Origin of the sequence: Chryseobacterium gambrini, from assembly GCF_027920505.1 — a bacterium.
Taxonomy (GTDB): domain Bacteria; phylum Bacteroidota; class Bacteroidia; order Flavobacteriales; family Weeksellaceae; genus Chryseobacterium; species Chryseobacterium gambrini.
In genome coordinates this window covers 1,600,151-1,613,715 of record NZ_CP115857.1, presented here as the reverse complement: position 1 = coordinate 1,613,715, position 13,565 = coordinate 1,600,151, and the positions used below count along the sequence as shown (strand labels likewise).

At 32.8% G+C, this 13,565-nt stretch carries 12 protein-coding genes; 7 read left to right on the top strand and 5 right to left on the bottom strand.

Translation table 11 applies throughout. The annotated features are described in order from the left end of the window. Positions 1-33 precede the first annotated feature (33 nt). The 7 genes from PFY09_RS07190 to PFY09_RS07160 all read left to right on the top strand — a co-directional run bounded on the left by PFY09_RS07190 (position 34) and on the right by PFY09_RS07160 (position 7,582). A complete protein-coding gene (locus PFY09_RS07190; RefSeq protein WP_271161957.1) occupies positions 34-1,005 on the top strand; it encodes a nucleoid-associated protein in 972 nt (323 codons plus the stop codon). Between the two features lie 82 nt (positions 1,006-1,087). Further along, entirely contained in the window at positions 1,088-1,669 is a 582-nt protein-coding gene (locus PFY09_RS07185) for a hypothetical protein (RefSeq protein ID WP_271161956.1), read from the top strand. Between the two features lie 14 nt (positions 1,670-1,683). Continuing rightward, positions 1,684-2,247, top strand: a complete 564-nt coding sequence (locus tag PFY09_RS07180) for a hypothetical protein (RefSeq protein WP_271161955.1) — start codon at positions 1,684-1,686, stop codon at positions 2,245-2,247. Between the two features lie 36 nt (positions 2,248-2,283). Then, complete coding sequence (locus tag PFY09_RS07175; RefSeq protein WP_076396447.1) at positions 2,284-3,297, top strand: nucleoid-associated protein; 1,014 nt, start codon at positions 2,284-2,286, stop codon at positions 3,295-3,297. A 384-nt stretch (positions 3,298-3,681) separates the two neighbouring features. Further along, on the top strand, positions 3,682-5,874 hold the full coding sequence (locus PFY09_RS07170) for an ATP-binding protein (protein WP_271161954.1): 2,193 nt from the start codon (positions 3,682-3,684) through the stop codon (positions 5,872-5,874). Between the two features lie 26 nt (positions 5,875-5,900). Then, the gene (locus PFY09_RS07165) at positions 5,901-6,452 is read left to right on the top strand and encodes a biliverdin-producing heme oxygenase (RefSeq protein ID WP_271161953.1); all 552 of its coding nucleotides are present in this window, start codon (positions 5,901-5,903) and stop codon (positions 6,450-6,452) included. Positions 6,453-6,655: 203 nt separating this feature from the next. Further along, positions 6,656-7,582 carry a malate dehydrogenase gene (locus PFY09_RS07160; RefSeq protein ID WP_029294870.1) on the top strand — a complete coding sequence of 309 codons (927 nt, stop codon included), beginning with the start codon at positions 6,656-6,658 and terminating at the stop codon, positions 7,580-7,582. A gap of 103 nt (positions 7,583-7,685) precedes the next feature. Here PFY09_RS07160 and PFY09_RS07155 read toward each other — a convergent pair whose 3' ends face one another. The 5 genes from PFY09_RS07155 to PFY09_RS07135 form a co-directional block, all read right to left on the bottom strand. After that, a complete protein-coding gene (locus PFY09_RS07155; protein WP_108410180.1) occupies positions 7,686-8,735 on the bottom strand; it encodes a C-type lectin domain-containing protein in 1,050 nt (349 codons plus the stop codon). 27 nt (positions 8,736-8,762) lie between these two features. Next, positions 8,763-9,809 (bottom strand): C-type lectin-like domain-containing protein, encoded by a 1,047-nt coding sequence (locus tag PFY09_RS07150; RefSeq protein WP_108410181.1) that lies wholly within the window; start codon positions 9,807-9,809, stop codon positions 8,763-8,765. A gap of 354 nt (positions 9,810-10,163) precedes the next feature. Further along, positions 10,164-10,916 carry an ATP-grasp domain-containing protein gene (locus tag PFY09_RS07145; protein WP_271161952.1) on the bottom strand — a complete coding sequence of 251 codons (753 nt, stop codon included), beginning with the start codon at positions 10,914-10,916 and terminating at the stop codon, positions 10,164-10,166. Between the two features lie 586 nt (positions 10,917-11,502). Next, entirely contained in the window at positions 11,503-12,561 is a 1,059-nt protein-coding gene (locus PFY09_RS07140) for a tetratricopeptide repeat protein (protein ID WP_271161951.1), read from the bottom strand. 117 nt (positions 12,562-12,678) lie between these two features. Then, the gene (locus tag PFY09_RS07135; RefSeq protein ID WP_271161950.1) at positions 12,679-13,473 is read right to left on the bottom strand and encodes a helix-turn-helix domain-containing protein; all 795 of its coding nucleotides are present in this window, start codon (positions 13,471-13,473) and stop codon (positions 12,679-12,681) included. Positions 13,474-13,565: the final 92 nt, after the last annotated feature.

Here is a 13,565-nt window from a genome sequence, read left to right as displayed (position 1 = left end):
ATTATTAATTTTTATTTTAGTTGAAAAATAACTATGGCAGAGATTAAGCAAAAGGGAAGTGATATTCTAATTAACAATATTGTTATTCACCAAATTAACAAAGAATCAGGCAAAGATTTTGTTTCTTTAAAAATGGCAGAAAAGTTATTGCCAATATCAAAAAAAGAGATTTACTTTATTGCGGATATTAAAAAATCATTCACGAACTTGGGGCAAATCTATGGAGTTTTTGAAGAACAAAATAGTTCGACTATTTTTGAAAACCAGTTAGACAGATATATTGCTAATGAAATAGATTTTTTAGAATTTACAAAGGAGTTAATGTTATACTACAACCGTATTTTACAAAGTAAAATTATGTCTTCAGGAGGGTTTTTAGTATATTCAGAATATTTAAACACTAATAATAATCATAAATATTTATTAGTTTTAGCAATTAATAATAAACAAACATATTTATTTAATGAGGATTTAACTCTGAGTGAGGTTGAAAGTATAGATTTAAGTAAAATAGATGTTGCTTCACAAATTAATCTTACAAAATGGTCTCAACATAAGCAACAAAATGATAACAATATTGACACATATTTAAGTTTTAAAGGTGGGCTTAAAAATGTATCTGACTATTTTCAAAGTTTTATTGGATGTGCAAATAGAACAACAAAAACTGCAGGGTCAAAAAAATTAGTTACTGCTATAAAAGAATATCTTAATAATAAAAATTTACCAAAAGAAGATAAGGATAGAATTTTAGACGAAGTGTACTTTTACTGTTTAGATCAGGACAAAAAAAATAAAGGTGTTTTATTGAATGAAATATCTAAAATTGTTGATGAGGATAATCCTGAAAATTTTGAACATTTTGCAGGTGATGAAAAATATTCTGTAAATCCAATTATTAGTATTGATAGAAACGTGATTAAGATATTAACTAAAACGAAATATAAATCTGAAGACTTTTTAATAGAGTTTGATAATATTTTATTAGGAAATAAAATAAAATAAAATATAATAAAGAAGATAATTCTTTATTAATTGAAGATATTCCAATTGAATTATCACAACAGATAATTAAAAATTCATAATTATGTTAGAATTTTTAATTAGTTTATTTTCACCAAATAATATAGTTATATCTTATAAAAATTCTTATACATTTAGATTTACAATCAGACAACAGGAAGAATTAGATTATTTATTTGGATTAGAAATTTATAATATAAAAAATAATCAAGACATAGATATATTTATTGATGACTTACAAGTTAATGAAATGATTACATTTGATTTAACTTGGACATCGTTAAGAAAATATAATTTTTATACTACTTGTGAAGATTTTATAAGGTTTTACTCTACAAATAAAGGGGTAGAATTCTATATTTTAGAAATTAATTCCACTGATAAAAATAAAAAAAATTTTTTTATTAAAAATTATAATGATTTAATTTCAATAAGAGAATTTATAACCAAAATTGCTGATGATAACTTTCAAGAAAAATCTATAATTTATTCTGAAAATAGATATTTGAAAGTGCTTAATAACTTCAATTTTGAGATAATTTCAAAAACACATTTTATTTTAGAGGATAAATTATTTGATAATTTTTATGAAGATTTTGATAAGGCGTCAAAGGAAATTAAAGTTATTTTCAAGATGAGCTTATAAATTTTTTAAGTCAAGTGAGCGAAGGTGAGAAATTAGAATATTTGTTCTTAAATTTTTCAGAATTTTATAAGAGATGTATTATCGGTTACGAATATTATTTAAAGGATTTTTCATATAACAAGGTAAAAACAGAATTAGATAACGCTGTATTAGACTTTTCAAAAAATATTAGAACGGTTGTCAATGATTCACAAAATAAGTTAATAATAATTCCCGCCGCTGTAATTTTAGCATTTTCAACATTTGAAATAAAAGAACCATTTAATACAAAAAATATTTTTGTTTTTATTTCTTCAGATTTGTTTGCATACATGATGGATTCTTTTATCAAAAATCAAAAATCAGCTTTGAAGATTATTAAAACTAATATAGATAATTACAAGGATATATTTTTAAATAAAAATAAAAGTAAAGTTTCTGATCTTGATAAAAAAATATTGGATTCTTTTGTGGAGACTGATAGGGAATTAAAAAGACAGGAAAATTGGATGTTAGGAATTAGAATAATAAATTGGATTGTTCCTTTAATGCTACTAATCTATCTTTTAAGTTTAATTTATAATATGCATTCGTTTTAAAAAGAATTATCTTTGCAGTCCAAAAATATTCAGGAAATGTTTTCAAAAATCGTAGTACACAGAGTCGGAAATAAAATCAACGGAGAATCTTTAACGCTTTCTCAGGAAGAATTACAGTTGGAAGAAGGAATGGCAGAACTGCTGGAAAATTACTTCTTAGGTTCCTTTAAATCAGAAGAAACCTTCCATTTTTACAGCGATTCTTATCTGGTGAATAATCCGGTGTACAGTTCTGTTTCCGAGATTTTTGATGACAAGTCAAAATTCCTCTGGGAATCTGAAAACATCGCCAAACATCTTTTCGAAGCCGCTGAAAACCCAAGAGTTCAGGGCGGAGAATTGTTCATTGTATATTTCGAGGACGAAAGAGAAGGAACCGAAAGAGTAGACAAGATCGGAATTTTTAAAACCGAAAAAAGAGAATCTTTCCTTAAAATTTCTCCTAATGAAGAAACATTCGACATCGAAAAAGATCAGGGAATCGGGTTGTCTAAAATAGATAAAGCGGCTTTAATCTATAATAACGATAAAGAAACGGGATACGTACTTTCTGTTGTGGATAACAACAAAAACGGGGATATGTATTACTGGTTCGAAGATTTTTTAAAAGTAAAGCAGCGCGACGACGAATATTTTCATACACAGGAAGCGTTAATGGTGTATAAAGATTATATTACCAAGCAATTGCCTCAGGAATTTGAAGTTTCCAAAGCCGATCAGGCAGATTTTTTAAACAAATCAATCAATTTTTTCAAAGAAAAGGAAGAATTTAAGCTGGATGAATTTGCTGCCGAAGTTTTGGGCGACGAACATGTAATCGAAAGTTTCAACAATTTTAAAACCGATTACGAACAGGATATGCAGATTAATATTGCAGAAGAATTCCCGATTAGTGAAGCCGCTGTAAAGAAAACGCAGAGACATTTTAAAAGCATCATCAAATTAGACAAAAACTTCCACATCTACATCCACGGCGACAGACAGAAAATTGCACAGGGAGAAGATGAAAACGGAAAATATTATATGCTGTACTTCGATAAAGAAGTGTAACCACAGTTGCCATTTATAGTTGGGGTAAAACAGGATTGTATTTCTTCGGTGTAGAATAGGAGAGGGATGAATTTCGTCATTTCAATCAACTGGAATTCTGAAAGTTGTATTTTTTATAAAAATGATAGCTTCTTTCTGATTTTTATTTGCAGATAAATAAAGATTATACCGTTAGAAAAAAAAATAACAATTTATGGTTAAATTTAAATAGGCTTAGTGTAAAATATTCTGGTTTTGAATTTCCTGTATATCCTATGAATAAAGAAAAATATTCTATAAAACTCATGTTTTGCTGAAATATTGTAACTTTTTGTGGTATGCGTTTATAGAGAAAAAATCCGATTAGATAAAAAAAGTCGTATATTTGATAGGTCAAAATATTATATGAATTTTGTTGAGTGTCATGAGGAGCCTATCCATATTCCGGGCTACATACAAAGTTTTGGTTATCTGATTGGCATTGATGCGAAGTCTCATTCCATAGCTTTTTTTAGTAAGAATATCGAGGATATATTTAATATCGAAAATGCAAATATGCTTTTTGATAAGAAGCTTACGGACTTTCCGGAAAGCTTTAAAAGCATTATAGATTCGGATATTTATAATTCTTTAGCTGACTTTACCAAAAGAGAAAACGAAACATATTTTGATAAAATCTTTATTGGAGGCATAGAATATCATTTTTCTGTTTTCAGAAGCAAGGATAAAATTTTTCTTGAGTTCGAAAAAGTTTTACTCAATCCCAACAAAAGAATTTCCAACAAATACGATAATTTCTACATTATTGATGATGAGCAGGAGATTTGGGATCAGCTTTTAAATACCCTTTCAAAAATCGTGAATTATGACCGAATGATGGTTTATAAATTCATGATGGACGGATCTGGAAAAGTAATCGCGGAGAAAAGAGATGAAAATATCGAGAGCTATCTCGGTCTTCATTATCCTGAATCCGACATTCCGAAACAGGCAAGAGAACTTTATCTTAAAAAAAGAAAAAGAATTTTCAGCAACGTTCATTCGGAAACAGTTCCTATATTCAGTAAATCTGATGAAACAATAGATCTTACGTATTCGGGATCGCGCGGAATGTCGCCTATTCACGGGCAATACATCAAAAATTCCGGAGCCTCTTCCAGTTTCAGTGTATCCATTATTATAGATGATTATCTTTGGGGGCTGGTTACCTGTCAGAATTCCGAACCAAAACACATTGATCTTGAAGACCGCGTTCAGGCAGGAATTTTTACGGCTTTGGCGTCCAATGCCTACTCGTCCTTCAGATCGAAAAAGGAACTGGATTACCGTTTGTATCTTAATGAAAAATGTTCCCGGTTAAAAGAGGAATTCTTAAAATACAACAATCTTTTTGATTCTTTAATCGAAAATAAATCTGAAATTAAGGATCTTCCGGAAGCAGACGGATTAGCCATCATCGCCGACGAAAAAATCGTTACCGAAGGTGAAACTCCGGATTATAATGTAATTGAAAAGCTGGCTCAGTGGGCTCATCAGAATATAGATGAGAATATCTATCTCAGCAGAAGTTTTCTGAAAGATCATGGAAAAGAGATTGGTCTCGACGAAAAATGTGCAGGAGTGGCTTTTTATTTTATTGAAAAATCTAAAAATAATCTGCTGATCTGGTTCCGTAAAGAATTTGATGAACACATCGACTGGGCAGGAAATCCTGAAAAGAAAATAGATGTGATTGTGAAAAACGGAGAACAGACACAGGTGGTTTCTCCAAGAACGTCTTTCCAGATCTTTACCGAGGACATCAAAGGAAATTCTAAAAGATGGAATTCCAGAAACGTTGCCGCATTACAGGCAGTTCGTGATCTGATCCTTGAAACCTCCCATAAAAATTACATCACCATAAAAAGGCTTAATGATGAGCTTAAAAAGGTGAATGAGGAGCTGGACAGTTTCTCTTATACGATTTCACACGATCTGGGAACTCCGCTTACAGTAATGAAACTGAACGCCCAAATGCTTTTGAAAAGTCTTACGGACGGTTCAGACAAAAGCAGAAATAAAATCAATTCCATCATCGAGGAAATCGACAATATGGCGGAAATGATGCATGATGTACTCCAGTTAAGCCGCGCAAAACACAGCGAAATAGAACTCGAAAGGTTACAGACTGCGCAAACCATCGCGAAGATCTCCGAAAATGCTAAAATAACTTTTGATACTTCAGAAAGCGAAGTGGTCATTAATGATTGTCCCGATGTTCTTGCCGATAAAACAATGCTTCATCAGGTATTTTTAAACATCATCAATAACGCCATAAAATATTCTTCCCATCAGGAAAAACCGAAAGTAATTATCGGCGGAACGGAAGAAGAAGACACGGTAGTCTACAGAATTACAGACAACGGAATCGGAATTCCAGAAGAAAATAAGCATAAAATGTTTAAAATTTTCAACAGGATGGATAATGCGAAGAAGTTTAAAGGAAATGGAGTAGGACTATCCATCGTACACAGAATTATGCAGAGACTTGGCGGAAATGTAGACTATGAAAGCAGTAAAAACGGCACTACTTTTAGCCTCACCTTTAAAAAACCTTAATTAAAAATTTACTTTAAAATTCCGGTATGGTATCTGAATATCTAAAACAAAATACGGCAGAATTTCATGATGCCGCGGAAAAACTTTTTAAATCTAAAAAAATATTCGACAGAACTTTTACACTGGAAGATTATAAAAAGATCATTGGCAGAAATTATCTGATGCTGCTTCATTCCGAAGATCAGATTTTCGACAGGCTTTCTGAAAAATTCTCTGAAAAACTTCAGCTTGAAGAAAGAAAAAAACTTCCATTGATTGAGCAGGATCTTAAAAGTCTGGACATGGAAAATCGCAAGGTTTCAGGAGAACTCAGTTTTTCCAATGAAAATGAAGCTTTAGGAGCGATGTACGTGATCGAGGGTTCTACTCTGGGAGGAAATGTTATTGCAAAACAGCTTTCCAAAACAGAAGGATTTGATGATGTTACTTTCAATTTCTTCGGCTGTTACCGTGAAAATACAGGTTTTATGTGGAAGAGTTTCAAGGAAGTTCTTGATAATGAGGTTTCTGAGAAAAATTATGATGAGGTTTTATCGGGAGCTAAAAAACTGTATACCTTTCTTCTGAACGTCCATTAATTACGGTATAAAACATAAATATCACTTTTAAAGATAATTAAATTCCTGAAAGATTGCCCAATTTTTCAGGAATTATTAAATTTGGGAGTTCTCATTTGTAAACCAAATGTGGATAAACAATTCAAATAAATAAATTTTAAAAGTTATATTATGAAACTGTAAAGTTCCATAATACCATTAAAAAACAATAAATTAAGTATATTATGAAAGTAACTGTAGTAGGTGCAGGCGCTGTAGGAGCAAGCTGTGCAGAATACATCGCAATGAAAAACTTCTGTTCAGAAGTAGTTTTAGTAGATATTAAAGAAGGTTTCGCAGAAGGTAAAGCAATGGATTTGATGCAGACAGCATCGCTTAACGGATTCGATACAAAAATTACCGGAACAACAGGAGATTACAGCAAAACTGCAGGTTCTCACGTAGCGGTTATTACTTCGGGGATTCCAAGAAAGCCGGGAATGACAAGAGAAGAATTAATCGGAATCAACGCTGGAATCGTAAAAGAAGTTACTGAAAACTTAGTAAAACATTCTCCGGAAGTAATCATCATCGTAGTTTCTAACCCAATGGATACAATGGCTTATCTGGTACACAAAACTTCAGGTCTTCCTAAGCATAAAATCATCGGAATGGGTGGTGCATTGGACTCTGCAAGATTCAAATACAGATTGGCTGAAGCTTTAGAAGCTCCGATCTCTGACGTAGACGGAATGGTAATTGCTGCTCACAGTGATACCGGAATGCTTCCTCTATTAAGCAAAGCGACAAGAAACGGTGTTCCTGTAACAGAATTCTTAGATGCTGAACAGCAGAAATACGTTATTGAAGAAACTAAAGTAGGAGGTGCAACGCTTACCAAATTATTAGGAACTTCAGCTTGGTATGCTCCGGGTGCGGCTGTTTCTGTAATGGTTCAGGCGATTGCTTGCGATCAGAAAAAAATGATCCCTTGTTCTTTAATGCTTGAAGGAGAGTACGGACAAAATGATATCTGCCTTGGTGTTCCTGCCATTATCGGAGCAAACGGTGTGGAAAAAATCGTAAACGTAACGCTTACTGCGGAAGAGCAATTGAAATTTGCTGAAGCTGCGAATGCAGTAAGAGAAGTGAATGGAGATTTGAAGTTTTAAGAAAAACTCACATTTAGATATAAAAAAGGCTGTTCTCTGTTTTGAGACAGCCTTTTATTTTTGTTGATTTTAATAAAGATTTAAATTCATAATTTTTCAGTTTTTAATCTTCATTAAATTCTAAAATAACCTGATCAAAAGCACTGAAATTAAATGTAGTAGAAGTTCCTATTAAGTCGTTCCATTGTCTTGAAGCATTACCTGATGTACTGTAAATATGGCAGGATCCCTCTGTCCCTCCACTGTTATTGGGCTCTCCCGTTGCAAAAAAACTTTGAGGGGTTGAGTTTGGAGAAGTCGTCCAGTCAATCGTCCAGTCTTCACCCGTGATCCATGTAAATTCTGTGGAGTTTCCCGGATAAGCCACTTTGTTATATCCAATCCAGATATTGTTATTAAGATTATAACCTGTTGTGTTTGCTAAAATGTTACTATTGATAAATGTTCTTTCCGCATTGGAAGTAATGGTAACGACATATCCGCCTACTTGCTTTGCAAAAGTAAAAGTATCATAAAAGTTTTTGCCGCCTCCAAGCTGATAAGCACAGTAAGTATGTCCGTTGGAACCTGTTCCGGACCATTTTTTACATCCTCTTTCCGAAACGCTTACTCCGCCGAATGTTGCCGGAACAGCTCTCTGCGAGGTTTTCACGGGTACATACCCTAAAATGGAGGTACTGAAACCTGATGAGCCGGATGAGGCTGTGTTTCCTGAAGTAAGCAGAGATACTACCCAAGTTGTACCGGAAGTTGCTCCTGTATTTTTAATCACGGCATAGTAGCCTGCGGGAATCGTAAGACTTGCCTGCGCTGTTGCTACATTGGAAACATCTATTCTCTCCGTGCCATTAGGCGTAATAGTAACGTCAAAAGCACTTCCATTTCTTATTTCATAAATTCTGCCACCAAATGTAGCAGGTGATGCTACTGCTGCAGGAAGAGACCATGTTGCTGCAGCGGTTCCTCTGTAATCCAGATATTCATCGGTCGCTAAAAAATTATATGAAGTGGCTGTGCTTTGTTTGTAAGGAGTAGCAAAAGATCCTTTAACATCTAAAGTGCTTCCGGGAGTAGTAGTATTAATGCCTACCTGGCTATTCATTAACGAAAAAATGCACAATGCAAAACTTAGTGTAATAATTTTATTTTTCATGTTTAATTTATTTATGTTTTTTATTTTTTAGTCTTCATTAAATTCTAAAATCACCTGATCAAAGCCAACTCCTCCACTTACGGTAAGAGTTCCTGTAAGATCATTCCATTGTCTGGTGCTGTTGGCGGAAGTTGGAAAAATATGGCATGAACCTTCGGTTCCTCCGCTGTTGTTAGGCTCGCCGGTAGCAAAGAAGTTTTGCGGGGTTGAATTAGGAGATGTCGTCCAGTCTATTGTCCAGTCTTCTCCAGTTATCCATGTAAACTCATTACTGTTACCCGGATATGCTACCTTATTATAGCCGATCCATATGCTGTTATTAAGAGAGTAACCTGTTGTATTTGATAAGAGATTGTTGTAAATAAATGTTCTTTCCGCATTGGAAGTAATTGTGGAGATATATCCTCCCACCTGTTTTGCAAAAGTAAATGTGTCGTAAAAGTTTTTTGCACCTCCTAACTGATAAGCGCAATATGTATGACCATTTGCTCCTGTTCCGGACCATTTTTTACATCCTCTTTCAGTAACGGAAACTCCTCCAAAGGTTGCCGGAACTGCTCTTTGAGATGTTTTAACGGGAACATAACCTAAAATTGAGGTACTGAATCCTGCAGAGTTGGCAGAACTTCCATTTCCTGTAGTGAGTAGTGTTACAACCCACGTTATTCCTGAAGTTAATCCTGTATTTTTCACGGTTGCATAATATCCTGCAGGAATAGTAAAGGCTGACTGATTGACCGCTGTAGTGGATACATCTATTCTTTCAGTACCGCTCGGGTTTATCGTGATATCAAAATTGCTTCCGTTTCTGATTTCATAAATTCTTCCTCCGAAGGTTGCCGGAGATGCTAAAGCGGCAGGAAGAGTCCATACAGCAGCAGCCGTTCCTCTGTAATCGAGATATTGATCTGAATTTAATAAAGAATAGGAGGTTGCCGTTACTGCTTTGTAAGGGGTTGCAAAAGAACCTTTAATGTCGAGTGTACTTGCAGGATTGCTTGTACTGATACCAACTTGTGCATTACATGTAAATATAATACACAGACTTATCAGGGAAATAAATTTGTTTTTCATTATCATATTTTTTTATAATTGTAAATATATAAATAAAATGATAATTTGTATATGGTTAATGTGTTATTTTTTCGTAAATAAATGTTTAATTCACAAAAAAGTGTGTTTTATTATGTTAAATCACTATTTTTTGAATTTGTGGAAATGCCGAAAATGTGCGATTTTACGATTAAATTTATCAGTTGTATCATAAAAAAATATGAATCTTTCAGATATAATTATTTATGAGATTAAAGATGAAATTCATAAATTTTTATTTTAAAATCTTAAAAAAATGACCTTATGGTAAGTGATTAATCGAAAAAATCAGAAATGAATGATGTTATTTTTCACCTTCATTTTAAAAAATTCATGCTATTTTAAGCTTTGAGTTTTGAAAATTCCCTCCCATCTCCTGAGAATCAAATCCGTATAAATTTCCTTATCCAAACCATAAGAACCCAGTGCAAAACCATCATTCCATTCAACTAATGCAGTTTCTCCGTTGTTCAGAATTCCGAAATCTATTCCGTAAGCACTGGTTTTTTCGTCTGAATTTTCAAAATCTTTAATAGCCGTTTTTACCGTATCTATATCCAGCTTAAGGTTTCTGTCTCCACTGTAATTTTTTATTCCGACAATTTCTGACTGATTGACAAAAACCCGGAATTCAGAAAGCCATTCTACAACCGATGAACAGTATAATTCTGTATCTTTTGAAAATGATTCCAGCCTGAGAAGATCGTAATTCGACTGAATAACAAAACCTGTGAAAAGCTTGGCTTTAGATTTTGGTTTTACAAAAATAGTTAAGGATTCTTCATGACTTTGCATCATGAGTTTTTTCACAGTTGTTTCCCAAATATTTCTTTTTAAATATTTTCTTAAACTTTCCGGATAAGATAAAGTTAATGAACGGATACCGATCTTTCTGAAAACGTACAACATTGTTGAATGATCTCCTACAATCAACGTTTCCTGATTGATCTGAATTTGATTTCGCTGTAATCTTTTTATGGTAAAGAATTCGCAATCAATTCCTCTGGATTCCAAAACGGTCTTTACTTCCAGAAATTCAGGTTCTGTTTTACCATTGCCGTATTCCTGAATGTAAGCTTTTGTAATCATCGTAGAAATTAATTTTAATAAAGATAAAAGAAAAACGTGCTCCAAGAACACATTTTTTATAGTTTATCATACTACTTGCCTGATATTTTTTTCCATTTGGAGACAGGTTTATAAAAATTGAATGATTTATATTGCTAAGCTATTCCTATGTCGTATCCCGAAACCACTACAACATTCAGAATGTCATTGTCTGTATCATACGCGTTGCTGTTGATAAATGTTTTTACAGATTTTAATTCAATATCAGGACAAATAATTACTGATATTTATTAAAGTGCCTATTCGAGTAATATTTATTTTATTTGAATTAAAGTTAAAAAAAAGCTGCTTAAATAAAATGCTGGAAAACTCTATGGAGTTTTATCTGTGTAGAAATCATATTAAGAGTAGGTTCGGCGTTCCGTAGAACGCTATCTTTAGAATATTTATTGTATTATAGATATCAATCGGTAGGATTGATTGATAAACTTATTCTTATTTCTATACTAAAAGAGCAAAGCTTATTTTAAACAACGTCAAAGAATAAAATGTGTAAATATCTGACTTGATGTATTCTTTTTCAACTTAAATAAACTTTACATATTGACTATTCTGCAATATAAATATTCGTTTTGTCGATCTTCAGATCATTTTCGTCTGCTGTATACCATTCGACAAATTTTTGATATTCTGCTTGATTGCTTTCCTGCCATTTTGTAAAAGCATTTTCGTCACCAATCTGAAATACATAATGATTGTAGGCGTTGAAAACCTGATGGTCTTCCATCTTTCTGAAGTAATCCAGAAGAACATTGGGGTGATCTTTTTTCAGACGTGCAGAATATTCTTTTAAAAAATTGCTCCGTATTTTGGCAAAGCTTTCAAAAGTAAATTCTTTCTGTCCTAAAGTTGAAAGCATCATGCTTACTTCAAACATAATACAGAAAGGAACTTTATTTTTATTTATTGAATTAACGTCTACAGAAATTATTTTACACAGTGATATCGTATTGGATTTTTCATCTTTTATATCAATTGCATCTTTATAAGTTTGATAGAGCTTTTTGCTCATTTCCTGAGTTCTTTTTGTTGTTCTTTCCAGATTTACAAAAATTTCTCCGTAAATAAGACCCGGCAATTTGTTATTAGATTTTAAATACAGATTCGATACTCTATAGTAATTTGAAGGATACGTTGGATCGACCTTGATTCCTTTCTCATAAATTTTGATGGCTTCTTCAGGTTGATCATATTCGTAAATTACTCCTTTTTCCAGATATAATCTCCCTGAATTCGGGAATTTTTTGAGACCCTCATCATAAGTTGCAATGGCTTTTTCGGGGTTATTATCATAGTCATACGAATTTCCTAAAAGCTGATAATAATCGGCTTGGATCGCGGGATAGCTTTTTATTTTTTCCAGCTGGGATATCGCGTTTTTGTAATCTTTTTTCTGAAGAAGCGCGTATGCAATTTCGTAAGGATAAGTGTACTCTGAAGGATCAATTTTTTCACATTCTTGTAAAATTGCAATTCCTTCATCAAATTTGGATTGATCGATAAGTTTTACCGCATCATATACTTTTTCACATTTAAATGTTTTTTTCTGAGCAATAAATGTTTGAAATGAAATTACTGTAAGAATTAAAAAGAAGATCCGTGTCATGGTAATTACTGTTAGTTTTATTTACCAAAGATGCATATTTTTTCACGAATGTAGAGTATTTAAGGAAAAAAGAGCGGAAAACCACTCTTAAAATTATCTGATAAATTTTTTTCAGTTCTAAACCCTTAATTTTACAACCTCCGAAGGCGAAATCCCGAATTTCTTTTTAAAAGCAAAAGAAAAGTGGGATAGATCCTCAAAACCGAGATCAATATAAATATCTGTCGGTTTTCTGTGTTCCTTGTCCAGAAGGAAATAAGCTTCATCTAAGCGTTTTTTCATCAGCCATTTTCCGGGACTTGTATTAAAAATTGCTTTAAATTCTCTTTTAAAGGTCGATAAGCTTCGTCCCGTCATAAAAGCAAAGCGTTCCATACTGATATTGAATTTAAAATGCTGGTTCATAAAATATTCCAGATCAATTTTGTGCGGAACATTGAAATTAAAAAAAATATCTTTCAGCCCGGGATGGTTCTTCAGCAGGATCATCAACAGTTCTTCACGTTTAATATCTACAAAAATATCATCAAGCTGTTCCGTTCCGTTGTAGTATGGTTCTAAAGAATGTACAAAATTATGGATCAGCTTATCTTCCTGAATAAACAAAAAAGAATCAGTATTGTCAGTAGGCTCTGTGTGATAAGGATGGCGGTCCAGAAACTTTTTCAGAAAAGCTTCATCAAACGTAATGATTACTTTTTCAAACTGCCCGTTATCTTTATGTTTTGTGTACCGTACAAGATGATTTTTTCTTGCAATGCAGTAATCACCGGGTTTCATATCATAATATCTGTAACCGTCATATGAAACCATTGATCCTTTAAGCAGAAACAAAAAGAAATGCTCAGGAATAAACTGTTCCGGTGATATTTCGGGACCGAGATGACAGGATTGTATATTATTGAATTTCAATTTTTTTCTTTTTTTTATGATGTTCTTTTGTCTTGAAACAAAAGAACGAAAAATTCAAGACTTGGAAACTTTCGCTAAAAAATATTTTGTTC